This window comes from Janthinobacterium sp. JC611, from assembly GCF_018682595.1.
Lineage (GTDB): Bacteria > Pseudomonadota > Gammaproteobacteria > Burkholderiales > Burkholderiaceae_D > Janthinobacterium.
On sequence record NZ_JAFLJN010000044.1, the window covers coordinates 82359 to 106114 of the forward strand.

Annotated in this window: 21 protein-coding genes and 1 tRNA gene; 1 reads left to right on the plus strand and 21 read right to left on the minus strand. The window is 59.9% G+C overall.

The features are described from left to right. Positions 1-16 precede the first annotated feature (16 nt). From J0O65_RS24230 to J0O65_RS24295, 14 genes are all read right to left on the minus strand, one after another. The gene (locus J0O65_RS24230) at positions 17-1279 is read right to left on the minus strand and encodes a lipopolysaccharide biosynthesis protein (protein ID WP_215409731.1); all 1263 of its coding nucleotides are present in this window, start codon (positions 1277-1279) and stop codon (positions 17-19) included. Then, the gene (locus J0O65_RS24235; RefSeq protein WP_215409732.1) at positions 1276-2874 is read right to left on the minus strand and encodes a hypothetical protein; all 1599 of its coding nucleotides are present in this window, start codon (positions 2872-2874) and stop codon (positions 1276-1278) included. Before J0O65_RS24235 ends, J0O65_RS24230 begins: the two co-directional genes overlap by 4 nt. A 77-nt stretch (positions 2875-2951) precedes the next feature. Continuing rightward, positions 2952-3653 carry an exosortase-associated protein EpsI, B-type gene (gene epsI, locus J0O65_RS24240; protein ID WP_215409733.1) on the minus strand — a complete coding sequence of 234 codons (702 nt, stop codon included), beginning with the start codon at positions 3651-3653 and terminating at the stop codon, positions 2952-2954. Beyond that, on the minus strand, positions 3650-4558 hold the full coding sequence (gene xrtB / locus J0O65_RS24245) for an exosortase B (RefSeq protein ID WP_215409734.1): 909 nt from the start codon (positions 4556-4558) through the stop codon (positions 3650-3652). The genes epsI and xrtB overlap by 4 nt, the downstream gene beginning before the upstream one ends. Beyond that, positions 4558-5436, minus strand: coding sequence for a chain length determinant protein tyrosine kinase EpsG (gene epsG, locus J0O65_RS24250; protein WP_215409735.1), 879 nt, complete (start codon positions 5434-5436; stop codon positions 4558-4560). The genes xrtB and epsG overlap by 1 nt, the downstream gene beginning before the upstream one ends. Positions 5437-5454: 18 nt before the next feature. Then, positions 5455-6864, minus strand: a complete 1410-nt coding sequence (gene epsF, locus J0O65_RS24255; protein WP_215409736.1) for a chain length determinant protein EpsF — start codon at positions 6862-6864, stop codon at positions 5455-5457. A gap of 62 nt (positions 6865-6926) precedes the next feature. Next, positions 6927-7715 carry a polysaccharide export protein EpsE gene (epsE, locus tag J0O65_RS24260; RefSeq protein ID WP_215409737.1) on the minus strand — a complete coding sequence of 263 codons (789 nt, stop codon included), beginning with the start codon at positions 7713-7715 and terminating at the stop codon, positions 6927-6929. A gap of 46 nt (positions 7716-7761) precedes the next feature. After that, positions 7762-8745 carry an EpsD family peptidyl-prolyl cis-trans isomerase gene (locus J0O65_RS24265; RefSeq protein ID WP_353056240.1) on the minus strand — a complete coding sequence of 328 codons (984 nt, stop codon included), beginning with the start codon at positions 8743-8745 and terminating at the stop codon, positions 7762-7764. A gap of 631 nt (positions 8746-9376) precedes the next feature. Beyond that, on the minus strand, positions 9377-10759 hold the full coding sequence (locus J0O65_RS24270; RefSeq protein WP_215409738.1) for an undecaprenyl-phosphate glucose phosphotransferase: 1383 nt from the start codon (positions 10757-10759) through the stop codon (positions 9377-9379). Between the two features lie 8 nt (positions 10760-10767). Further along, a complete protein-coding gene (epsL, locus tag J0O65_RS24275; protein WP_215409739.1) occupies positions 10768-12039 on the minus strand; it encodes an XrtB/PEP-CTERM-associated polysaccharide biosynthesis outer membrane protein EpsL in 1272 nt (423 codons plus the stop codon). A 40-nt stretch (positions 12040-12079) separates the two neighbouring features. Continuing rightward, positions 12080-12742 (minus strand): CAAX prenyl protease-related protein, encoded by a 663-nt coding sequence (locus J0O65_RS24280; protein ID WP_215409740.1) that lies wholly within the window; start codon positions 12740-12742, stop codon positions 12080-12082. A 173-nt stretch (positions 12743-12915) separates the two neighbouring features. Beyond that, positions 12916-14808, minus strand: a complete 1893-nt coding sequence (locus tag J0O65_RS24285) for an ATP-binding cassette domain-containing protein (RefSeq protein ID WP_215409741.1) — start codon at positions 14806-14808, stop codon at positions 12916-12918. Between the two features lie 160 nt (positions 14809-14968). Further along, a tRNA-Arg gene (locus J0O65_RS24290) sits at positions 14969-15043 on the minus strand. A 70-nt stretch (positions 15044-15113) separates the two neighbouring features. Continuing rightward, on the minus strand, positions 15114-15797 hold the full coding sequence (locus J0O65_RS24295; protein WP_251373960.1) for a PEP_CTERM-anchored TLD domain-containing protein: 684 nt from the start codon (positions 15795-15797) through the stop codon (positions 15114-15116). On the opposite strand from J0O65_RS24295, the gene J0O65_RS24300 reads away from it, so the two are divergent. Continuing rightward, the gene (locus J0O65_RS24300) at positions 15796-15939 is read left to right on the plus strand and encodes a hypothetical protein (protein ID WP_215409888.1); all 144 of its coding nucleotides are present in this window, start codon (positions 15796-15798) and stop codon (positions 15937-15939) included. The genes J0O65_RS24295 and J0O65_RS24300 overlap by 2 nt on opposite strands. A gap of 31 nt (positions 15940-15970) precedes the next feature. Here the strand turns inward: J0O65_RS24300 and J0O65_RS24305 are convergent, their stop codons facing one another. From J0O65_RS24305 to J0O65_RS24335, 7 genes are read right to left on the minus strand one after another with little or no spacing between them, the layout of a single operon-like run. After that, complete coding sequence (locus tag J0O65_RS24305; RefSeq protein WP_215409875.1) at positions 15971-16363, minus strand: RidA family protein; 393 nt, start codon at positions 16361-16363, stop codon at positions 15971-15973. 23 nt (positions 16364-16386) lie between these two features. Next, positions 16387-17538: an acyl-CoA dehydrogenase family protein gene (locus J0O65_RS24310; protein WP_215409743.1), complete on the minus strand. Its 1152-nt coding sequence runs from the start codon at positions 17536-17538 to the stop codon at positions 16387-16389. Position 17539: 1 nt separating this feature from the next. Then, positions 17540-18394: an enoyl-CoA hydratase family protein gene (locus J0O65_RS24315; RefSeq protein ID WP_215409744.1), complete on the minus strand. Its 855-nt coding sequence runs from the start codon at positions 18392-18394 to the stop codon at positions 17540-17542. Between the two features lie 2 nt (positions 18395-18396). Further along, complete coding sequence (locus J0O65_RS24320; protein WP_251373961.1) at positions 18397-18909, minus strand: MarR family winged helix-turn-helix transcriptional regulator; 513 nt, start codon at positions 18907-18909, stop codon at positions 18397-18399. A gap of 13 nt (positions 18910-18922) precedes the next feature. After that, the gene (locus J0O65_RS24325) at positions 18923-19723 is read right to left on the minus strand and encodes an SDR family NAD(P)-dependent oxidoreductase (protein WP_215409746.1); all 801 of its coding nucleotides are present in this window, start codon (positions 19721-19723) and stop codon (positions 18923-18925) included. A 1-nt stretch (position 19724) separates the two neighbouring features. Then, entirely contained in the window at positions 19725-22112 is a 2388-nt protein-coding gene (locus tag J0O65_RS24330; RefSeq protein ID WP_215409747.1) for a bifunctional salicylyl-CoA 5-hydroxylase/oxidoreductase, read from the minus strand. Beyond that, positions 22109-23728, minus strand: a complete 1620-nt coding sequence (locus tag J0O65_RS24335) for an AMP-binding protein (protein ID WP_215409748.1) — start codon at positions 23726-23728, stop codon at positions 22109-22111. Before J0O65_RS24335 ends, J0O65_RS24330 begins: the two co-directional genes overlap by 4 nt. Positions 23729-23756 lie beyond the last annotated feature (28 nt).

A 23756-nucleotide genomic window follows, 5' to 3' on the forward strand; every position in this document is an offset into this window, starting at 1 on the left:
AGCTTAGGGATCATATTTATTGAGGCATCAAACGCCGTAGTAAGAATATTTTTAATATAGCCACAAGAGAAACATGTACGAGAAAAGCGCTGACACTGCCAAGCAGACCGTAGTGCGAGGTCAGCAACCATAGCATCAACAGGTAAAAGACATTCGAACCTACCGCGATAATGGTCGTCTGCCGCAACTTTCCAAGCGACCAATATAAGGCATGCGTCGTTACAAAAGTTCCCGCCAGCATGGCGCTGGCTAGCACCACAGCGAACTCCCATGGATAACTCTGCAGGCCCGAAAATATCAACGGCATCCATAACTTTTGGCTGGCAAAACACAGTGCGCCTGCGATCAACGAAACGCCGGAAAGCACGCGCAGCGTTTTCAGCCAGAGCGTAAAAGCACCGCGCACGTCGCCCGCATTCACGCGTGAAGCAAATTCGGGGATGGACGCCGAATAGAACGGGGCACTGGCCATATTCACCAAGGCATAAATCCGCTTCAGGATGCTGAATACGCCGAGGTACTCTCCCGACAGGGAAAAGCCCAATATCACGCGGTCCAGCTGAGCCACGGGCAAGTCACAGATCGCCTGGAAAGTACTCCAGCGTCCAGCTCTCACTATCCGCCCTTGATCCACTGTGCTGGCCTCAAGGCTGCCATCGAGTCCTTTCCTGGCCAAGTGAATATATAAAAAAAGGCCCGCACAACGCAGCGCTTCCGGCACAAAATAGGCCAACACCAGCATAAATGCACTTGGCGAAAAATGCGCTGCCAAAAATAGCAACAGCAGGCGTAACAGACTGCTCAGCAAACCAGCCAGCATCAACACCTGATATTTGTTAATCAGGCGAAAATAAGCCGTGGGGGTGCCCACAATGGGAAAGACGGCCGCCAAGGCCAGCAGTATCAGCTGAGACAAAGAAAAGGAACTTAGCTGGCTCAGCTGAAACAGCTTCAGTATCAGCATCACGGCCATGACGCCGCACACCGCGAGCAATTCGAAACGCGCGCTTTTCCAGACAGCTGCACTGAGTGCCTGCGGCAACAGGCGGCGACCGGGCAACTCAATCAGCAATCCCTGCCAGTACTGAAAATTGCACACGGTGAACACGGCCAGCGCAATTGACTGCACCAACACAAGGTGACCGAATGCGGCGATACCGATAATTTTCAAGCTGAGTGGAATGGCAAGTACGCTGACGCCTGCCGAAGCTATGTTCAGCAGAAACATCATCGAACTGTTTTTGAGCAAATTATTAAAACTGCTGCGCGAATGGCTCATCGTCCCGGCAGTGCCCCGGCACCCGCCGTGCGCGGTTTCTGAAGCGGCTGAGCAGCAGCAGCAGCAGCGTCCGCATGACGATAGCGGCAGAAATGCACAATACAGCCCAGACTGAAAAACATCAGCAATTGCAAGGTAGACTCATCAAGCAAGGCCCGATTGTAGATCACGGTCGTACTGAGCATGATCATTGTGACCGTACTGACATCCACTATGGCCAGGCGCTCCGGATCTGCCCCCGAAAATTTCACGTAACGCAGGCCCGCCACGATACCCGTCAGTGGAATGGCAAGGAAGGCAAGCAAGCCGAGGATCCCGACATCCCATAGCAACGCGGAAATGGCCGTCGCGTTGATGGCCAGGCGACGATAACGCACCGCAACAATACCCTGTCCTGTACCTGCATTAGTGGCGCTGGCGCCCGGCCCGTAACCAACCAGGCGCTCCACCAAGGTCGGCATCGGGTCGCGATACCATAGATACATGGATGCACCGCGCCCCACCTCGCCAGTGGTGTAGTTGACACTGCGCGGATCAAAGAAATACCCGCCCGTCCGATCGAGCTTTTCTTCCACCGTCTTGCCACCACCGATCACGTCCCCCCAGTACAGCGCCTTATAGGCACCATATGTGCCAGCCATAAACAGGCCAATAAATAAGCCAAAGGTAACAAAAGCAAAAATGTTTTTCAGCACGCGCCGGCGCAGGATCAAAAAGAGAGTCAAAGGCAACCAGACAAAAACTGCCTTGACTTCGCCCAAGATACTAATTGCCAGAACCACCGCCAGCATGGCAGCCGGCAACAACGGGCCGCTCAGCCCGCGTACCCAGCGCGCCACTACATACAGCAAGCCGCTCGTGCTAAACAAGACCAAAGTGGCGCTCATGCCCAGTCCGAAAGTGCCAACGACACCATCCCAACCCAGGCTGCCTATCATGAAGAAATGCTGGTAAATTACAATTGGCAACTGTGTCACTGTGATTATGGCGATCAGTTTCCAAAGCGTCTGGATTCGGTTCAACGGCCATTCAAACCAGTACAGCGCAAACAGCACACCGAACATGGGCACGCAAAAGCGAAAGGCGGAAATCATCTTGGGTAAACTCAAGTGCCCAATGGCCATGCCGAAGAAAAAGAAGGACAGGTAGAGAAATGAGGCGACAATGACGGCGCTGGCGCCAAAAGCGGGCTTCGGCGCGCGCTCGCGGCGCCCATTGAAGGAACTTAATTCAAGAACGGCCCGGGCGAAAAACAGGGCGCCGAGGCCACTGCCTAGCCATGCCGCCAAACGCAGGTTGAACGCATACTGTGCCATCCCCTGCACCAGGAAAGTAAACACAAATAGGACCGGCAGCAAATTTTTCGTGTTGACCACCGCGACTACCGGCACGATCAACATGATACCAGCGAGAATGAGGGTCAATTGATTCGAACCGAGCGCCACCACGGCACCGAGCAGCAGTGCCAAGAAGGCCACGGCAAGCGCAATAAATACGGTGGAAGCGCCCGGCATGCGCAAGCCCGCGTTTTTGCGGCGAGGTGAATTCGTTTGCGGCACACCTGCCGGGCTCAGCTTAGTTCGAAAAAAACTCATCTTGATTCCAAATTGGGCGCAGGCTTGCACCACATTGATTGTTTGGGCGGCAAACCAGCAACCTCGCCTGGCCGGCGTTAACTGCCCTGGCCCGAGAAATGACGACGATGCGCAGGTGTCATGGAGGACAGCATCTGATTGACAAACTCCTCGGCTAAAGTGAAGCCGCGCGCATTATCCTGCGTAATCGTCGACACACGCATCAGGGTAGCGTCCGGAATGCGGCCATCAAGCGCGTAGGCAAGCTTGACCTTTTTCATCTGCCAGATGTCGTTAACCGCCTTCTCGCCAACCACGACCCAATAAATGATCGGCTCATTGCGATTATTTAAAGTTGCCACCAGGCGCGAGGCAGGGATGCTGCCAGCGACCGTCTCCAGTGGTTCATGCGTGGTGGCGCCCACCGCAAAGCCCTGGCCACCATAACAGCCTTCGGGGAAGTGAATCGACAAATTGTCGCTCTGATCAGTTCCATAGGCAATCGATAGCATGATGCGTTCGCCTTCGCGATTGACATACGTGCGCGTCAGGGTCTGGTTATAAATCTTGTTGATTTCCGCTAGCGCCGTAGGATTGACAACAGCGGAAATCTGCGCACGGTCTTCCTCCCAGTCGCCGAACTCGGCAGGAATCGCCGTTTCCAGCATAATTTTCGGCCGGCTGTCAGCGATGCGGATCGTGGGAGTTGCACGCTGCCCGAGCCATAACGCGAACAACATGCACAGGCCCAGTATCACGCCGCTGATCCAGGATTTGCTCACTTGCGTATGCGTATTCATGACTGGCCTCCCTGGCTGCGTTTACTATTGCCGCGGCGCACTATCCATTGCAGCAAGGTGTCGAGACTAATAATCAGTATCAAGGCGCTGATGAAGAGCACCATGCCGGCAAAACCATGCAGAAAACCTTGACCTGCGGCATCACCAAAATAATACGTGATGAGCGTGAGCGTCACGACGCGTATCACATTGGCGGTAAAGGAAATCGGGATGATCAGCGTCGCCAGGACGATATTGCGGAACGGTGAAGTATGGCGCACCAGATTCAGATAGAACAAGCCCAGCGCCTCAAGCGTCAACAATGTCTGCAAACCGGCACAGGCATCGGCAACCAGCAACTGATATTGTCCGATCTGCAGAATCACGCCACTGCGTGCGACCGGATAGCCGGCCCAGAACAGCAAGTGTTCCGTGACATAGGAAACGGCGACCTTCATTGGCAGCGTCAATGCCGAGACGATAGCGCTAGGCAATGGAATCATGAAAAACATGAAGAAAAACGGGAACCACACGGCGCGCAGCGATGCCGCGCCAAACTTGAAGCAGACAATCGACATCGTGACGATAACAAAGGAGCCTATCTCAAACGCCAATATCTGTTGCGAGACGCCTGCGACATACAGCAGCAGGCCAAATACGAACATGAACGAGCCCAGCACAGGAGAGCCGCGTGGATCGGCACGGTCCAGAAGCTTGGCGCGCTGGTGATACAGCAGCCACACGGACAGCGCCAAAATGATCGGCCCATGCGCCTGATCTTCTGTTGCCCAAATGCCATGAAAAAGCGAGTAAAACGATGGCAGGTACAGCGCCAGGAAGCCAATAATGATCGGCATCCATTCCAGAACGATCGCGCGCGATGGCAACTTGTCGCGCACTGATGCAGGATGGCTCAGCGTACTCATCAAAAATCTACCAGCACGGAACCGACGACCTCGACGCCGCTTTGCACCATTTGCTCCGTCATCGCATGGATATCGTGCAACAGCGTGTAATTCTTCCGCGCCACCAGCAGCACGCCACCAGCACGGGTTGCGGTGATCAAGGCATCGGAACCAACGGAAAAAGCGGAGGTATCGTACAGCACGACATCATAGCGGGACTCCAGCTGCGCATTGAGTCCGCTAAACGGCGAACGGCTCAGCATTTCCTGCGGATTCGGAGGAAGCGTACCGGCTCCCAGCACGGACAGATCGACAAAGGAGTCAATTTTAGTGATGGCGTCCTGATCAGCACGGCCGGCCAGCATGTCCGACAGTCCCTGCCGACCTTTCAAATCAAAGATCTCATGCTGACGCGGCGTACGCAAGTTGGCATCAACCAGCAGGGTGTGCTCCCCAAGCTGTGAAAATACCACGGCAAGGTTGGCAGCGAACAGGCTCGCCCCTTCCCCAGGGTTAACAGACATCACTACCAGCGCCTTGTGGCCGCGCGCAAACCAGCGCAACATCAATTGGCTGCGCACAGCGCGCAACGTTTCCACTTGGGGACTGAATGGCTGATAGGCAGCCACCAGCTTATCGGAAAAATCACCTTGCCCCGCTTGCAGATAGGGGTAGTCGAACTGGCGCGCCAGCACTTGCTGGATGTCGGCTTCCGTCACAAGCCCAAGGCGCTGCGCGGCTTCACCAAAACGAATGCCCAGTTCTTTTTGCATGCGCAATACGCGCTCGGCATTTTCAGGCGAAATCTTGCCCGATTCAAGCAGCAAGCTGCCAATGCTCGAGTCGCCGCCACGCGGCAGGGTTGGGGTGGTCTGAACAGAATGTGGGACTGGATTCATGATGCTTTCCAAGAAAAATTAATTTGCGCGCAAAGAACGCGGCAACAGCGACCAGAAACGGTTCCCCCGAGAACGGGCTGGCGCATTCCAGGCAATGCTGCCAAGCATGGGCAACTGCAAGGCATCGGAAAGATCATTTTCAGAACGCACGCGACGATCCAGCATTTCAGCCAGCAAGGCCACACCGATACCGAACATTGTGCCAAGGAACAGGGCTAGTACCGTATTCAACAAGACCTTGGGTCCCGCCGGCTGGCTGGGCGGCACTGCCGGATTCAACAGCGAAATATCGGACTGCTCAGATTGCCCTTCCAGGCGCGTTTGCGACAGGCGCTGCGACGTCGCCTCGAACGCGCGCTGGGCGCTCTCCACATCTTTTTGCAACACGCCCATCTCGTCGCGGGTACGGTTCAACTCCAGCACTTTCGCCTTTTGCGCGGCAAGCGCGGCGCGAATGGCACCTTCGCGCTGCGACATGATCTGCGCATTATTGCCGACGCTATTTGATGTAACGCGCAGGCTTTCCTTCAGGTCACTGCGCAATTTATCGACTTCGGCCTTTGCGGATTGATACTGCGGGTGATTGGTGCCCAGTCGCTGTCCAATCTCGGCAAGCTTGGATTCGGCGCTACCCAGTCCCACCTTCAGGCTCTGAATCAGCGGATTGGCCGCCACGTCGGGCGATTCGGCAAAGGCACCACCCTGTGCCATGCGCTGGCGCGACGTCGCTTCCATTGCCAACCCTTGTGCTGCGACCAATTGCGCCGACAGGTCGTTGAGGCGGTTCGACTCGACATCGAGGCGATTATCAAGGCTCACGATGCCATTTTTTTGTTGATACTCGGACAGACGGCTTTGCGCGCTCTCCAGGGAATCACGCAATAGCTTCGTCTGTTCCGTGAAGTACGTCGATGCCTTTCTCATGGGATCGACTTTAAGTTGAATACTGGTCTTCTGATATTCATCCGCAAAGGCATTGGCTACTGCTGCAACAAATTGCGGATCGCTGCCCTTGAAACTGATATCGACCACGCTACTTTCGTGCGATGGAACAATTTCCAACTTCGCCAGCAGTAACTCGGCAAGCCAGTCACGCACATTGCCTACACCCTTCGAGGCTTCATTAAACTGCGCAATCACCGCAGGACTTTCCGCCAGGTGCAATTGATCGACCACACGCAGTGCAACATTCTTGCTGCTGATAATATCAATCTGCGTTGCCATGTAGCCGGGCAACAACTGCCCAGGCATCGCCATGCCGGTGACGGGATCAATCCCCTTGTAGTTCATCAGTACCGAGGCCGATGCCTTGTATGTTTTTGGCAACAGCGCACTAACGATGACGGTCGCACCTACCGTAATCAGCAAGGTAATGATCAATATCCATTTGCGCGCACGCAGGATAAGTAAAAATTGTGAAAAATTCATGGTACAGCTCTCATATCAGAGAAATCGATTCAGACAAATTATCCGGACGTGCGCGACATAAACTAAAACAGGCTTTCCCTGACATAAACGACGTCGTCTGTCTGCAGCAGATCATCGTGCTTCGCCTCAATCGTTTCCAATTTACCTGCTGCGTCACGGCGCTTGATGCGCATGCTGCGCTCCGTGCCACGCTGCGTCAGGCCGCCACCGACAGACAGCGCCTGCAGTACGGTCATTCCCCGTTCGAGGCGGAAGGTTCCGGGTCGCTGTACCTCTCCATAGATATAGAAACGCGGGGTGCGTTCTACGTAAATCACGTCATTGCCAGTCAGATCGACATCACGCTCCAGTGAACCGGCGCGCACCATTTCGATAATGTCGATAATTTCCTTGCTGGTCTTGCCATCACGCTTGCGGATCAGATTGATGGTGTCGCCAGCATCGGCAGTAAAGCCGCCAGCCATTGCCAGCACATCCATCAGGCTGCGCTTGCCTTCGAGCGGATAACGTCCAGGACGATTTACCTGCCCCAGCACGGATACCTGCTGGCTCTGCAGCGAAGTTACGATGATATTGACCTGTGCCTTGCGCAGAAAACCGCCGCCTTCGAGCAGGTTGCCAATTTTCTTTTCTGCAGCGGCAACGGAAAGCCCGCCGATGGGCACGGCGCCAACCAGAGGAAACGTGATCTCACCTGCTTCGCTGACGCGCGTTTCCAGACCGAGATCCGGGCTACCGTACACGGAAATCTTCAGCACATCGCCTGCACCGAGCAACACATCGGCGGCGCCGGCAACACCAGCGGTCAGCGCAAAAAAGGCTGCCATCATCCACATTGCAAGTCGTTTCATGATTTGCCTGCTTCCATAAAAATTTGCGTTCATCTTATACCGGGCATCACTTCAGCCCAGCTGCTCCACGTTCATTCATTTCGTTCGACACTGCTGTCGGCGCGGCAGGCGCTGACGCCGGCGCGGCAGCCGAAGCCGGGGCAGCTGTCGAGGCTGCGTCCTTGCCCGCTGCAGGCTTGTTCAGATATTCGATCTTTGCCGTTGCGCGCAAACGCTTGAGCTCAGCATCGGCCACTTCCTTGGTTTTCTTATTGGCGAGAAACTGTTCGATTTGCGCCGCCGCCTGGGCCAGGGTCACCGGACTATCCTTGATATCGACCAGCGAAATCAGCAAGGTACGGTCGCCTTCGCGAATGATGAATAACTGTCCTTTTGGCATGGTCAGCAGCTTCCCGCTCAACTCCGGCGCCAGATCGGCGCTCGAACGGGACAATTGCGTACGACCATACTTGACCTGATGCGTGTCGAGCCAGGCGGCCACCTCATCGAGCGACTTGGCTGCGTCCATTGCGGCCTTCAGCGCATCATTCATATCGGCGCTGGCAATAATCAACTCGCGCATATCGAACTGCTTGCGCTGGCTGAAATACTGTGGATTCTTTTCAAAATACGCTTCCACCTCGGCCTTGCCCGGACGGGGCAGCGCACCGATCTTTTTCTGCATATAGGCCTGTGCAATGATCAAAGACTTCGCGCGCTCGACCGCCTGCACTACCTTGGGGTCCCGGTCCATCTTTTCCTTGACCGCTTCGTTCAACAGCAATTGGCGATCGATCAGCGATTCCAGCAGTTGCTTGCTCGCGGCTTCTTGCTGCACAGCCTGTACATTGGCACGCTGCATTTCCTCATTGAGCTGAAGAACAGTAATTTCCTCGCCATTCACACTTGCCAGTGCCTGCCCGGCCTTTTTTTCCTTGTTGCCACACGCGGCCATCCCTACTGCAGTCAGCAAGACCAAGGCCGAACACAGCATACGAGCGTTCAGTTCCGGCACGCGCACACTCCAACGTTGTTTATGCAAGAGGTTCAAAATTACTCCTTTAGTTCAGAAAAGAAATCGCTCACGGCAATTTAATAACAAAAACATAACCGTGCTATCAAAAAATATTGCCAAAATAACAGATTTCTTATGGAATTATGGTACTTGACCACACAATTGTCAATATTATAAATATGATACACAATGTACAAGAGCAGCCGGGAAATATTTGCTTAAAAATCCATTAAAAAGTTTTAAAAACAACTGTTTCCAAGAAAACTTACAGCCAGACCATTTCATTATTTATCTGCGCGAGGCTTAATAAAATAGCATTTCTTGTGCTTGGCACGAATGTATTTTCCCTGCGGACACGCTGTCGTGACGCGTTCCTGCACAGGATCGGCGAGGATGGGGCCGTAGTCTGAGGCGCAGCATGGACCAACGCCGGCGAGTGAGGGGGCGAAGCGGTGCGAACCAGGCTGGTTGCCGGCAAGACAACCGAAGCAATACGCGTCGCCACCTGCCGTCACATGATGCTGTCGCGCCTTTCTCATATTGTTCTTTGCATGACACCTGATTTGCTGGTACGGACCATGGTCCATACTTCGAATGCTTGCTTCATTTTAACGCGTATTGATCTGACGCAAAACAAATTCCATGCAGTGTTGCAGGGTCACTTCATTCAATGGGCATTGTCCCGCTTGAGCACAACTTTCACCGTGCGCATGATGATCCACAGGTCCAGCCAGAGTGACCAGTTGCGCAGGTAGTCGAGATCAAAATGAATGCGTGCTTCCATCTTGTCCAGGGTTTCTGTCTCGCCACGCAGGCCATTCACCTGCGCCCAACCCGTGATGCCGGGCTTGACCTTATGGCGCAACATATAGCCCTTGATCAATTTACGGTACTGCTCGTTATGCGCCACCGCATGCGGACGGGGCCCGACGATACTCATACGCCCCTGCAACACATTGATAAATTGCGGCAACTCGTCGAGTGAACTGCGACGCAGGAAACCGCCAATGCGCGTGACGCGCTGGTCGTTCTTCGTGGCCTGCACTACCTTGTCACCATCCTCGCTGACCGTCATTGAGCGGAATTTATACACAATGATTTCCTCACCATACAGGCCGTAGCGGCGCTGGCGAAAAATCACAGGACCTTTAGAGGTCATCTTCACGGCGATGGCGATGACCAGCATCACAGGCAACAACATGATCTGGATCAGCAGACCCAGCACGATATCGCTGCCGCGCTTGACCATGCTGTTAAAGCCGGTAAACGGCGACTCACGGATGGCGATCACCGGCATGCCGCCCACGTTGTCGAAACGTGCCTGCATCAGGTCGAAGATATAGATATCGGGCAAGAAATACACGGATGCCGTCGTATCCTGCAGTTCATCAAGCATCTTGCGGATGCGCGGCTGGGCCGAAATGGGCTGGCTGATGAATATCATCTTGATATTGTGTTCGCGCACGTAGGCAGCGATATCGGCCATCTTGCCCAGCATGGGCTCGCGCATCTTCTCGGGCCAGCGGTCATCTGTGCGGTCGTCGAAAAAGCCGCGTACGCTCATGAACAGGTTCGGGTTGCGCTCGACGGTGGCGGCAAACTTCAGGCTGGCGTCATTGGCGCCGATGATGACGACCGAGCGCACCTCGCTGTCGCGGCCGGGATCGGCCACCATGCGCCGCGCGGCCAGATGGCTGAGCAGCAATATGAACGGCGTCAGCAGAAACCAGGCCAGCACCAATTCGCGGTCGAAATGAAACGCCAGTCCTGTTGCCGAGCCGAGGAAGATCAGGATCAGGGCCGTGATGCCCCAGCTGACGAAGACATCGCGCGCATACGCCAGCATGCGGCCGCTGCGCCAGGTGCGGTAGGGGTCGACATACTGGAATACGGATGAGGAAATAAAGAACGCAAGGATCATCAATACCAGCGAGTAGCCGGTAAAGGGAGAACCTGACAAGGCGGACAGCAGATACAGCGTACCCATGATGATCAATGGATCGAGGATGCGCTGGAAAAACGAAATCAGGGGTATATCATTGACCGTCATAATACTCATCAGAACTGGATGCTGGCGTTAAAGGAAGCGCCTTTGGCACGGTAACTACCTGTGTTGATAATAGGAGCGCCTCTGCGCGTATCGCGGAATGCGCTGACGCCCAATTGAATATTTGGCCGCGGCGAATACGTCAGACCGATACTGGCCGTCTTCGTGATGTCGTCGACATCGACGGGCAGCACCAGGCCGCTCGCTGCGGAAAAATCGCGTTTCTCGCGCCGCAGTTGCGCGTCCATGCGCACTTTGGCCGAGATATCCCAGGCAGCGGCCAGGCTGGCGCCATTGTTCAAGCTACTGGTAATCAAGGAATTTTCCACTGCAGCAAATTCATGCCACAGGCTCCCCGTAAAACGCACCTTGCCGAGCGGAGCCCAGTTCACGGTGATGCGCCCATTGGCGCCGCTGGAATCGCGGCCGGAAAATAGCTCGTTCTTGCGTTTCACCCAACCGCCAAGCAGTTGCACTTGCGTCACGCCACTGAGACGCCAATAGATATTCGCCTTCACTTCGTCCTGTTCATACCCTTGTTCAATACCGAACGCAGCCAGGTTTGCCCGGTTTGGATAGGTCCCTTTCAAATGACGCAGCTGTATGCCGATCCGGCTTCCGCTGGCCGGCAAATAATCGAAACCCAGCTCAATGGCATCCTCTTTCCTATCGGAAAATTTTTGCGCGATCGAGTCATAACTATATCTATCGCGCGAGAGCCCCCCACGCACGCGCCAGCTAGGATGAAAGCGCCAGCCACCATTCGCATACTCGCGGCGTATCGTGCGCAGGTTACGTTCCGAACTGCGCAAATCGCTGAATGGTGTCAGTGTCTGCGAATAACTGCCGCCCACGTGGCCTTCGAGGTGATTGGCAATATGCCACTCAAGATCAGCCAAATAGTCCTTGCCCGTATAGTCGAGCTGGTCAAAATGATCAAAGTAGACGCGTGACCACTTTACCTGCCCCGTCAGCAATTGCCGACCGATGGGACGATTGATCATGAATCCCGCTTGCACCTGACGCGAGGTGTCGGAACGCTGCCCATCAAAACCGGGCACATTGTCATCGACCCGGAATAAATTATCGTCATACGAGTACGATGTCGCGATAAAAGGCGAAATCGTATCGCTGATGGCGGCGCCAGCCGGCAAACTGCATGCCGCCCCACCGGCCACCAACAGCGTAGCTGGCAATATGCGAGCCAGAGCCGAGGCCAAACGGTTGCGCTGCAATCCTGACTGCCCGATATGGGCCTGGCAATAGTACGGTGAGTTCAACATGGGCATTGTCTTTGAAAGAGCAAACAGTTGGTTAGCAATATTACCAGTAAGTCCAGTGCCCACCGGAAACAATCCAGAGGCCCAGCACACCATTCGTCATGCCGTGCGCCAGGATGGGCGACCACAGGTTCTGGCTGCGCATGTACAGCAAGCTATAGGCGGCGCCGGCAACGATGCCGGCCAGCCACAAATTGTGTTCGAAGCCAAACAGCACCACGCTGACAACAAACGCCTTGGCGCTGGCCAGGCGGGGCTGACCTTTCAGAAAATCAGGGGCGTCGATCCAGCGCAGCAGGAAGGAGCGCCAGAACAGCTCTTCCATCACGGGCACCACCAGGGCGGCGCCGGCGATGCGCAAGACCACCAGGCTCCACTCGATCTGGCCATCATCGCGCGGATCGAAGCCATCGGCACTGCCGATCGTCATCCAGCCTGCGTCCAGGTTAATCCACAACAAAAAAACAACAAGCCCGGTGGCCAGCGCCACGGCCAGGGCGCGCGCGCGCAGCGGCGTCCACCGCAATTCCGTGTAACTGCGGCGCCAGTACAACAACATGCCCAGTACGACGCCGATCTTGACGGCATACAGCCAGCGCAAGTCCTGCGCGGCAAAGCCCGCCCGGCCCAGCATGTCGGCGATAAAGATAAAGGAGAGATAGGCCAGGAATGGCGCTACCCGGGGCAAGGCGGCGCGATCAAACATGATGCGCACCGGAGGTGGAACCACGCGCCGGACGCCGTGGTCCGGAGCGCGTGTTTTTGATAACAAACATGCATCCTCCGATGTAATAAATATAATTATATAATTATATCAAGCTGAACCGTTGCCGTGGCAAGTAATCCTAACTTAATTACAACAGAAGAGGCAGAAAACAATCAACCGTTGGCGCGCGCCTCGATCTGTTCCCACTTTTCCAGCGCTTCCAGCAGTTCGCCTTCGATCTCGGCCACGCGCGCGTTCAGGCGCTTGCCTTCGGCCGGCGTCTTCTTGTAGAAGTCAGGGTGCGACAGCTCGGCGGCCAGTACCGATTGCTCGTCTTCCAGCTTGGCGATCAGTTTCGGCAACTCTTCCAGCTCGCGCTGTTCCTTGTAGCTGAGCTTTTTCTGCTTGGCGGCCGGAGCGGCTGCCTCGACCTTGACGGCCGGCTTGCTGGCTGGCGCCGTGGCGATCGGCAAGGTGCGCACGCGCTCCCAGTCCGTGTAGCCGCCTACGAATTCGCGCCACTTGCCCTCGCCTTCGGCGACGATCACCTGGGTGACGACGTTGTCGAGGAAGGTGCGGTCATGGCTGACGAGGAACACGGTGCCGGTGTATTCTTCCAGCAACTCTTCCAGCAGCTCCAGCGTGTCGATATCGAGGTCATTGGTCGGCTCATCGAGCACCAGCACGTTGGCCGGCTTGGCGAACAAACGCGCCAGCAGCAAACGGTTGCGCTCGCCGCCGGACAGCGACTTGACGGGCGAACGGGCGCGTTCCGGCGCGAACAGGAAATCGTTCAAATACGTCATCACGTGACGGCGCTGGCCATTGATCTCGACCCAGTCGCTGCCCGGCGCGATGGTTTCCATCAGGTTCGCCTCTTCGTTCAGCTGCGTGCGCATCTGGTCGAAGTACGCCACCTGCAGTTTCGTGCCCAGGCGGATGGTGCCCGTGTCCGACTGTTCTTCGCCGAGGATCATCTTCAGCAAGGTGGTCTTGCCGGCGCCGTTGGCGCCGATCAGGCCGACCTTGTCGCCACGCAAGATGGTGGCGCTGAAATCCTTGACGATGACCTTGTCGCCGTAAATCTTCGAGACGTTTTCCAGGTCCGCCACGATCTTGCCCGAGCGTTCGCCGGCCGATACGTCCAGCTTGACCTGTCCCTGCTGTTCGCGGCGCGCATTGCGCACCAGGCGCAGCGCTTCCAGGCGGCGCACGCGGCCTTCGTCGCGCACGCGGCGGGCCTTGACGCCCTTGCGTATCCACACTTCTTCCTGCGCCAGGAACTTGTCGAACTTGGCGTTTTCCACTTCCTCGATTTCCAGCTGCTCCGCCTTGCGCGTCTGGTAAGCCGTGAAGTTGCCCGGATACGACAGCAAACGGCCGCGGTCGAGTTCGATGATGCGCGTGGCAACGTTGTCGAGGAAGGAGCGGTCATGGGTAATGAACAGCACGCTGCCCTTGAAGTCGCGCAACAAGCCTTCCAGCCACAAGATGGAGCTGAAGTCCAGATGGTTGGTCGGTTCATCGAGCAGCAGCACGTCAGGCGCCGACACCAGCGCGCGCGCCAGCGCCACGCGCTTTTGCATGCCGCCCGACAGGGTCTTCATCGCCATGTCGCCCGTCAGGTTCAAACGGTCGAGCACGGTTTCCACCTTGTTCGGCAAGCTCCACGCATCGGCCGCATCGAGTTTGACCTGGATGTCGTGCATGCGTTCCATCAGTTCGTCGTCATTGCCCTGGCCAAACTGGCCCGTCAGCGCATCGTATTCCTTCAGCCACGCCTGCGACTCGCCCATGCCGGAAGCGACGGCGTCGAACACGGACATCTCCGGGTCGAATTGCGGCTCCTGCTCCACATAAGCGATCTTGATGCCTTGCTGCATGACCAACAAGCCATCGTCGAGCTTGAACTTGCCCGAAATAACCTTCAACAGCGAGGATTTGCCCGTGCCGTTGCGGCCGATCAAGCCGACCCGCTCCGAGGTTTCCAGTGAAAATTCCGCGTGATCGAGCAGCGCGACGTGACCGAACGCAAGTTGCGCCGATGAAAGAGAAATGACAGCCATAATGAGTAAAGGTGTACGGGCGCCGCCTCGCGCGCACCGCATGGTGCGCCAAACAGCTGCCGATTGGATGAATGAAGCACGCATTGTACCGACAACTCGGCACCACCAGTACATTGCGGCCAGCATGAACTCAGGCCACCGGCGCGCGTTGCGTGGAATGTGGTGTCGCCAGCAGGAATCGAACCTGCATTTAAGTCTTAGGAGGACCTTGTACTATCCATTGTACGATGGCGACACGCGCAGCGGCATTATACAGGGAAGCGCTTGCCATTAACAGCCTGGCAAGCGGCGAGATTCATGCATGTTCAGGCCAGGACGGCCAGACGTTTATTGCGCCGTAGCGCGACCAGCATCCCCAGGCCCGCCAGCAGCAAGCCATACGTGGCCGGCTCCGGCACCGCACTGATGGTGAAAACCTGTATCGCGCCAAAGGTCACATTGTTGCCGTGCCAAATGGAACCGTCGAGCAGGCTGACGCCGTTCGATGGCTGTCCCAGATAATTATACGTGTACAGATAAGAGCTGCCGCCATTCGTCAGATCCTCGGGAACGTAGAGGTCATGGCCGACGCCGAACGTAGGCCCCGCCTTGGCACTATTGAAGGTCTGATCCTTGCCCACGCCATCCCCGTTGAAATACTGCTTCAATTGCGGCAGCATGAAGCCGCTGGTCAGATTGAACAGGAAGGCCGTGCGGTCACTGTCTGCCATAGTCACGTGCATGCCGTCGGTGGAACTCCAGCTTTGCGGATTATAGCCACCCACGAGCCAGGTTTGCCCCGAGGCATTGGTCGCTTCCATGATGGAAAAGGTCCGTCCCTTGCCATCGGACGCCTTGTGAAAATCGAGCGAAGTATCGCCCGCCGCCTTGGTATAAATATTCGTCAGCGACAGGCGGCCTTCGCCGAGCCAGGTTTCCAGTTGCGTCTTGTAGCCGGGAGAGAGTAGCGAGGGAGCGGACTCGGCCTGCGCCCCCAGGCTAACAACCATGCCGGCCATCGCCAGCGCCACGCTTCTTGCCGCTCTCAAATTATTGCGCATCCTCTACCTCGACTGTCAGTATTTAAAACCGGCGTATTTCCCGGTTGCCAAATATAACACGATAGATATTGTTTTTATATTTATTATTTAGATGCCAATATGCAATATTTCGTAGCAGAAATTCAGCCGGGCAGCACCGCCGTCACTTCGATCTCGACCTTCGCTCTGTCCTCGATCAGTCCGGCCACCTGCACCGCCGTCATGGCAGGAAAATGCTTGCCGATCAGCTCGCGGTAGGCTATGCCGATTTGTGGATATGCCGCCACATATTCCTTCTTGTCCAGCACATACCAGTTCATGCGCACGATGTGCTCGGGCAAGGCGCCCGCCTCGGCCAGCACGGCGACGACGTTCTGCAGCGCCTGGCGCACCTGTCCCGCGAAGTCGTCCGTATGAAACTGGCCCTGCGCATCCCAGCCGATCATGCCGCTGACGTACACCGTGCGCCCGCTGGCGGCCACGCCGTTCGCATAGCCGCGCGGCCTGGCCCATCCCGCTGGTTGCAGCACTTGCATCGTGTTCTCCTTGTTGTTGCCGTTCATGCGTGTCCCGCCTCGCGCAGCAGTTCGCGCGCGATGATCAATTGCTGTACTTCGCTGGCGCCCTCGTAGATGCGCAAGGCGCGAATTTCGCGGTACAGGCGCTCGACCGGATGGTCGCTCACCACGCCCATGCCGCCGAACAGCTGCACGGCCGCGTCGATGACCTGCTGCGCCGTTTCCGTGGCCGTCAGCTTGGCCATGGCCGCTTCCTTCGTCACCTTGCGGCCCTGGTCGCGCTGCCAGGCGGCGCGGTAAGTCAGCAAGGCAGCCGCGTCGATGCCGGTGGCCATCTGCGCCAGCTTCGCTTGCGTCAACTGGAAGTCGGCCAGGGTCTGGCCGAACATCTGGCGCTGTGTCGCGTGGCGCAGCGCTTCGTCGAAGGCGCGCCGCGCAAAGCCCAGCGCGGCGGCGGCCACCGAGGTGCGGAACACGTCGAGTGTCGCCATCGCCACCTTGAACCCCTGTCCCGCCTCGCCCAGGCGCTGCGACGCGGGCACGCGGCACTGGCTGAAGCGCAGGCGCGCCAGTGGATGGGGCGCGATGACGGCGATGCGCTCGGCGATTTCCAGCCCGGGATTGTCGGCGTCGACGATGAAGGCGCTGATGCCGCGCGCGCCGGGCGCCTCGCCCGTGCGGGCGAACACCACATAAAAGTCGGCGATGCCGCCGTTCGATATCCACGTCTTTTCGCCGTCGAGCACATACTCGTCGCCGTCGCGCCGCGCCGCGCACGCCATGGCCGCCACGTCGGAGCCGGCCTGCGGCTCGGACAGGGCAAAGGCGGCGATGCGCTTGCCGCTGGCCACGTCGGGCAGATAGCGCGCCTTGTTCTGCGCACTGCCGAACAGGCCGATGGCGCCGGAGCCGAGTCCCTGCATGGCAAAGGCGAAATCGGCCAGGCCGTTGTGGCGCGCCAGGGTTTCGCGCATCAGGCAAATGGCGCGCGTGTCGATCCTGCCATCGGTACCGGTGGCGTATGTCAGCCAGCCGCCCTGCCCCAGTTGCGCCACCAGCGCGCGGCAGGCCGCGTCGACGTCGGCGCCATGGCCGTCGTCCAGATGCAGCGTCGCCCAGGCGTCGAGCTCCCGTTCAAGTTCGGCATGGCGCGCGTCGAAAAACGGCCAGTCCAGATAGCTCGTATCACGCATGTCAATTACCCTCAAATTGTGGTTTTTCCTTTGCCACGAAGGCGTGATAGGCGCGGTGGAAATCGTTGGTGGCCATGCAGATGGCCTGCGCCTGCGCTTCCGCTTCGATGGCTTCATCGACGCCCATGTTCCACTCCTGCTGCAGCATTTTTTTCGTCATGCCATGCGCGAACGTGGGGCCGCCGGCCAGGCCGGCGGCGAACAGCTGCGCCGCTTGCGCCAGCTCTTCCGGCTCGACCAGGCGGTTGAGCCAGCCCCAGCGCTCGGCCTCCGCTCCAGGCAAGGAGCGCCCCGTGTACAGCAGTTCGGCGGCGCGGCCCTGGCCGATCACGCGCGGCAGCAAGGCGCAGGCGCCCATGTCGCAGCCGGCCAGGCCCACGCGGGTAAACAGGAAGGCCGTCTTGCTGCGCGCCGTGCCGATGCGGATGTCGGAAGCCAGCGCCAGCATGGCGCCGGCGCCCGCGCAAATGCCGTCGATGGCGGCGATGATCGGTTGCGGGCAGGCGCGCATGGCTTTCACCACGTCGCCCGTCATGCGGGTAAACGCCAGCAGGCCGGGCATGTCGAGCCGCGTCAGCGGGCCGATGATGTCGTGCACGTCGCCGCCCGAGCAGAAATTGCCGCCGCTGCCAGTGATCACCACGGCCTTGACGTCGTCCGCATGCGCCAGCGCGCGAAACAGCTCGCGCAATTCCGCATACGAGTCGAAGGTGAGCGGATTCTTGCGCTCGGGCCGGTGCAGGGTCAAGGTGGCGACGCCGCCTTCGACGGAAAACAGGAAATGCCGCGCCGCGTAGCCGGCCAGGCTGGCGCGGTTGCCTGGCAGGTCTTGCGGCTGGCCGGGTAGATGGCGCATGCTCAGTCCTTGAGGGTAGTGTTATTCAATTGCTGCTTCATGTGCGACAGCAGGTCGATCAATTGGGTTTTGTCATCCGGCGTCACGCCCTGCAGCAGTTCGGCGATCCAACCTTCGTGCACGCGCGCCATCTCGTCGAAGGCGCGCCGGCCGGCCGGCGTCAGCTTGACGCTGTAGGAGCGGCGGTCCTTCGGATCGACCACGCGCACCACCAGTTTTTCCTGTTCCAGCTGGTCGGTGATGCCCGTGATATTGCCACCCGTGACCATCATGCGCCTGGACAGTTCGCCCATGCGTAAACCTTCGGGAAAGCGTTCCAGCTGCGCCATCAAGTCGAAGCGGGGCAAGGTGATGCCAAAGGTGGCGCGCAAGCGCGTGCGCACCTCGTTCTCGATTTTTACCGTGCACGAGAGCATGCGCAGCCACAGCTTGAGCGACTGGTGGTGGTCCTGCGTCAGCCGGCTCGCCAGGTCCAGCACGGGTTCGTATTGCACGTTCTCGGTTTCTTTATCCATGGTCTTCATTCGGTTACATGACTTCGCCGCCGGCGACGGCGATCGATTGTCCATTCATGGCAGCCGACGCGGGCAGGCAGAGCCAGGCCACCGCATCGGCCACTTCGCGCGCCTGCACCAGCCGCTGCTGCGGATTGGCGGCCGCCAGTTCCGCGCGCGCCGCGTCTTCACCGCGCCCCGTCTTGCGCACGATGTTCTGCACGGCCTGCGCCACCATCTCCGTTTCCGTGTAGCCGGGGCAGACGGCGTTGACGGTGACGCCGCGCGGCGCCACTTCCAGCGCCAGCGCGCGCGTCAGGCCGATCACACCGTGCTTGGCGGCGACATAGGCGCTGACGTAACGATAGCCCTTCAGGCCCGCCGTCGACGCCACGTTGACGATGCGCCCCCAGCCCGCTTCCAGCATGGCCGGCATGGCGGCATGGCAGCAGTGGAACACGCCCGTCAGGTTCACGGCCAGCATCCGCTGCCAGATGGCGGCGTCCGTCTTGCCGAACGGCGCCGCATGCGCCTGGCCCGCGTTATTGATCAATATATCGATGCGGCCGAAATGCGCGGCGGCCTGCGCGAAGCCCGCCTGCACCGCCGCTTCCACGGCCACGTCGAGCACGCAGATGGCCACCCTGCCCGCATGGCCCGCCTCTTCCAGCTGCATGCGCGCGCGCGCCAGCCGCGCGCCGTCGCGCCCGGCCAGGGTGACGCGGGCGCCCGCGTCCAGCAAGGCGCCCGCGCAGGCGAAGCCGATGCCGCTGCCGGCGCCCGTCACCAGCGCGTGTTTGCCGGCCAATGCGCCGTCCAGCCGTTCCTTGTTCATGTCATCCTTCCAGCAGCCGCGCGGCCACCTGTTGCGGGGTGAGGCCCGTATTGCTGGCGGCCAGCTGGCGCTCGCGCTGCAGATTGCGCTCCAGCTGCTGCTGGCCCGGCCGGTACTGTTTTGGCCAGGTTGCGCCGGCGCCGCTGTAGCCGATGCGCGCCATTTCCGTCAGGGTCCAGGCCGGGTTGGCCAGGTGCGGGCGGCCCACGGCGCACAGGTCGGCGCGCCCGGCGGCGATGATGCTGTTGGCGTGGTCGGCTTCAAAGATCGAGCCGACGGCCATGCTGGCGATGCCCGCCTCATTGCGCACGCGGTCGGCGAACGGTGCCTGGAACATGCGTCCGTACACGGGTTGTTCAAGTTTGCTGACCTGGCCCGAGGAACAGTCGATCAGGTCCGCGCCCGCCTGCTTGAACAGGCGCGCGATGACGACCGCATCGTCGGGCGTGATGCCGCCTTCGACCCAGTCGTGGGCCGAGATGCGCACGCTCATCGGCTTATCCTGCGGCCAGGCGGCGCGCATGGCGCGGAACACGCGCAGCGGATAGCGGCAGCGGTTTTCCAGGCTGCCGCCATATTCGTCCGCGCGGCGGTTGGTCAGCGGCGAGATAAAACTCGACAGCAGATAGCCGTGCGCGCAATGCAGTTCCAGCCAGTCGAAACCGGCGACGGCCGCGGCCAGCGTGGCGCGCACGAAGTCCTGCTCGATGCGCGCCAGGTCGTCTTCCCGCGCCGCGCGCGCCACCTGCGACACGCCGGCCAGGTATTGCTGTTCCGAAGCCGAGATCAGCGGCCAGTTGCCTTCCCTGAGCGGCTGGTCGATGCCGTCCCACATGGGGCGCGTCGAGCCTTTCGCCCCCGCATGGCCCAGCTGCAGGGCGATCTTCGCGTCGCTGTTGGCATGCACGAAATCGACGATGCGGCGCCAGGCCTGCGTGTGCGCTTCGCTGTACATGCCGGGGCAGGCGGGCGTGATGCGCGCATCGGCCGACACGCAGGTCATCTCGGCAAACACGAGACCCGCGCCGCCCATGGCGCGCGCGCCCAGGTGCATCAGATGGTAGTCGCCGGCCACGCCATCGACGGCGCTGTACTGCGCCATCGGCGAGACGGCGATGCGGTTTTTCAGCAGCACGCCGCGCAGCCGGAACGGCGTGAGCATGGGCGGCACGGGCGCATCGGGCAGCGGCACGCCGGCCTGCCCGGCAGCGCGGCGCGCCAGCCACCGCTCGTAATCGGCCACGTAGGCGGGATCGCGCAGGCGCAGGTTTTCATGCGAGATGCGCTGGCTGCGCGTGAGCATGGAATAGGCGAACTGCGGCGCTTCCATGGCGCTGTAGCGCTCGACGTTCTCGAACCACTCCATGGAATTGCGCGCCGCGCTCTGGATCTTCAGCACCTCGACGGCGCGCAGCTGCTGGTAGGCGGCCAGCGCCGCATCCGTACCGGCATCGGCGTCGGCATGCTGGCCGAAACAGCGCGCCAGTTCGATCGCGTCTTCCAGCGCCAGCTTGGTGCCCGAGCCGATCGAGTAATGCGCCGTGTGGGCGGCGTCGCCCATCAGCACGACGGGCACGCCATCCTGCCTGTGCACCCATTGCCGGCAGACGATGCGCGGAAAGGTGATCCACTGCGCCGAGCCGCGCAAGTGCGGCGAATTGCTCAGCAACTCATGGCCATCGAGCTCCTCGGCGAACAGCGCCGCGCAAAAGGCGATGCCCTCTTCCTGGCGCATGGCGTCCAGGCCCGCCGCGCGCCACACGTGTTCGGGCGTTTCGACGATGAAGGTCGACGTGTCGCCGTCATATTGATAGATATGCGCCTGGAACCAGCCGTATGGCGTCTGGCGGAAGGCAAACGTGAATGCCTCGAATTTCTTGCGCGTGCCCAGCCAGACGAAGCGGCAATGGCGCTGCTCGATCTCGGGCTGGTAGCTGGCCGCATAGCGCGTGCGGATGCGGCTGTTCAAGCCATCGCTGGCGATCACCAGGTCGGCGCCGTACTGGCGCGCGATGGCCTGGTCGTCCTGCACTTCCGTCTCGAACACCAGCTGCACGCCGAGTTCCTCGCAGCGCGCCTGCAGGATGTTGAGCAGGCGCTTGCGGCCGATGCCGCAAAAGCCATGGCCGCCCGAGCGCACGGTCTGGCCCTTGAAGTGGATCTCGATATCGTCCCAGTGGTTGAACGCCTGCAGGATGGCGCGCGCCGTCGGCTCGTCCGCGTTGGCGAGGTTGCCCAGGGTCTGGTCGGAAAACACCACGCCCCAGCCAAACGTGTCGTACGGGCGGTTGCGCTCGATGACGGTGATGCGGTGCGCGGGGTCCTGCTTTTTCATGAGCAGGCTGAAATACAGGCCGGCGGGGCCGCCGCCGATGCAGACAATATTCATGCGGTGTCCGTGCGAAGTTTGAAGCGCTGCAGCTTGCCCGTTTCCGTGCGCGGCAAAGAAGGCAGGAAGCGGATGGCGCGCGGGTATTTGTACGGGGCGATCTGCTGGCGCACGAACTCCTGCAGTGCGGCCGCCAGCAGGTCGCCGGGCAGGAAACCGTCCTTCAGCACCACGTGCGCCTCGACGATCTGGCCACGTTCGGCATCGGCGCGCCCGACCACGCCGCATTCGGCCACGGCCGGGTGGCGCAGCAGCGCCTCCTCCACTTCCGGGCCGGCGATGTTGTAGCCGGCCGAGACGATCATGTCGTCGCTGCGCGAACGGTAGTAGAAATAGCCGTCGGCATCCATCTCGAAGGTGTCGCCCGTCAGGTTCCAGCCGTTCTGCACGTATTCGCGCTGGCGCGGGTCGGACAGGTAGCGGCAGCCGGTGGGGCCTTTCACGGCCAGGCGGCCCGTCACGCCGGGCGGCTGCAGCACGCCCGCGTCGTCGACGATGCACGCCTGGTAGCCGGGGATGGCCTTGCCGATGGCACCGCGGCGTATACCCTCGCCCGTGGCGGAAATGAAGATGTGCAGCATCTCGGTGGCGCCGATGCCGTCCGTCATGGACAGGCCCGTCGCCGCCTGCCAGGCGTCGCGCGTGGCCAGCGGCAGCGCTTCGCCGGCCGACACGCACAGGCGCAGGCTGCGCACGTCGTGGCTGGCGGCCAGCGGCGCCATCTGGCGGTAAAAGGTGGGCGCGGTGAAGCAGATGGTGGCGTGATAGGCCTCGATGGCGCGCAGCAGGCCGTCGGGCGTGAGTTTTTCCAGCAGCACGGCGCAAGCGCCGAAGCGCAGGGGGAACAGCAGCAAGCCACCGAGGCCGAAGGTGAACGCCAGCGGCGGCGTGCCGATGAAGATATCGTCGGCGCGCACCTGCAGCATGGAGCGGGGAAAGCAGTCGCAGATGGCCAGCAGGTCGCGGTGCATGTGCATGGTGCCTTTGGGGACGCCCGTCGTGCCCGAGGTAAAGCTGACCAGGCACACGTCGTCGGCCGCCGTGTCGCATGCGGCAAAGGGCGCATCGTGGGCGGCCATGCGCCGTTCCAGTTCCGCGCCGTCGGCGCCAAAGCACAGCATGGCAGGCAAGCCGGGCACGCCATCGAGCTCTTCGCGCAAGCCCTGCGCGCACAGCACGGCGTTCACTTGCGCCTTGGCGAGGATGGTGGACAGTTCGCGCGCGCGCAGCAGCGGCATGGTGGGCACGGCGATGCAGCCCGCCTTCAGCACGGCCAGCAGGCAGGCGGCCATCATCGGGGTATTCGCGCCGCGCAGCAGCACGCGGTTGCCGGGGATCAGGCGCAGGTCGCCGCGCAGCACGTGGGCGATGCGGTCGACTTGCCGCGCCAGTTCGGCGTACGTCCAGCGCTGGCCGTCGGCCAGGATGGCGGTGCGCCCGCCGCCGCCGCTGGCCACGGCCGCATCGAGCAGCGCGGCGACGCAGTTCAGGCGCGCCGGATACCGCAGTTCGGGCAAATCAAGGCACAGCTGCGGCCAGAGCGCGCGCGGCGGCAAATGCGTGCGCGCAAAGTCGTCCTGGGGAGATGCGGTGGTAGGCGATGGGTCGCTGCTCATGCTCATCCTGGCGGGTGGCGGGCGCGTG

Bases quoted from the DNA above. Each gene is read 5' to 3' on its own strand.
- epsL (WP_215409739.1), bottom strand. From the start codon at position 12,039: ATGTTGAACTCACCGTACTATTGCCAGGCCCATATCGGGCAGTCAGGA.
- J0O65_RS24295 (WP_251373960.1), bottom strand. From the start codon at position 15,797: ATGGTTGTTAGCCTGGGGGCGCAGGCCGAGTCCGCTCCCTCGCTACTC.
- J0O65_RS24235 (WP_215409732.1), bottom strand. From the start codon at position 2,874: ATGAGTTTTTTTCGAACTAAGCTGAGCCCGGCAGGTGTGCCGCAAACG.
- epsI (WP_215409733.1), bottom strand. From the start codon at position 3,653: ATGAATACGCATACGCAAGTGAGCAAATCCTGGATCAGCGGCGTGATA.
- epsG (WP_215409735.1), bottom strand. From the start codon at position 5,436: ATGAATCCAGTCCCACATTCTGTTCAGACCACCCCAACCCTGCCGCGT.
- J0O65_RS24335 (WP_215409748.1), bottom strand. From the start codon at position 23,728: ATGAGCAGCGACCCATCGCCTACCACCGCATCTCCCCAGGACGACTTT.
- J0O65_RS24300 (WP_215409888.1), top strand. From the start codon at position 15,796: ATGCCGGCCATCGCCAGCGCCACGCTTCTTGCCGCTCTCAAATTATTG.
- epsF (WP_215409736.1), bottom strand. From the start codon at position 6,864: ATGAATTTTTCACAATTTTTACTTATCCTGCGTGCGCGCAAATGGATA.
- J0O65_RS24310 (WP_215409743.1), bottom strand. From the start codon at position 17,538: ATGCGTGATACGAGCTATCTGGACTGGCCGTTTTTCGACGCGCGCCAT.
- J0O65_RS24320 (WP_251373961.1), bottom strand. From the start codon at position 18,909: ATGGATAAAGAAACCGAGAACGTGCAATACGAACCCGTGCTGGACCTG.
- J0O65_RS24305 (WP_215409875.1), bottom strand. From the start codon at position 16,363: ATGCAAGTGCTGCAACCAGCGGGATGGGCCAGGCCGCGCGGCTATGCG.
- J0O65_RS24285 (WP_215409741.1), bottom strand. From the start codon at position 14,808: ATGGCTGTCATTTCTCTTTCATCGGCGCAACTTGCGTTCGGTCACGTC.
- J0O65_RS24330 (WP_215409747.1), bottom strand. From the start codon at position 22,112: ATGAATATTGTCTGCATCGGCGGCGGCCCCGCCGGCCTGTATTTCAGC.
- J0O65_RS24280 (WP_215409740.1), bottom strand. From the start codon at position 12,742: ATGTTTGATCGCGCCGCCTTGCCCCGGGTAGCGCCATTCCTGGCCTAT.
- epsE (WP_215409737.1), bottom strand. From the start codon at position 7,715: ATGAAACGACTTGCAATGTGGATGATGGCAGCCTTTTTTGCGCTGACC.
- J0O65_RS24230 (WP_215409731.1), bottom strand. From the start codon at position 1,279: ATGAGCCATTCGCGCAGCAGTTTTAATAATTTGCTCAAAAACAGTTCG.
- J0O65_RS24325 (WP_215409746.1), bottom strand. From the start codon at position 19,723: ATGAACAAGGAACGGCTGGACGGCGCATTGGCCGGCAAACACGCGCTG.
- xrtB (WP_215409734.1), bottom strand. From the start codon at position 4,558: ATGAGTACGCTGAGCCATCCTGCATCAGTGCGCGACAAGTTGCCATCG.
- J0O65_RS24270 (WP_215409738.1), bottom strand. From the start codon at position 10,759: ATGACGGTCAATGATATACCCCTGATTTCGTTTTTCCAGCGCATCCTC.
- J0O65_RS24315 (WP_215409744.1), bottom strand. From the start codon at position 18,394: ATGCGCCATCTACCCGGCCAGCCGCAAGACCTGCCAGGCAACCGCGCC.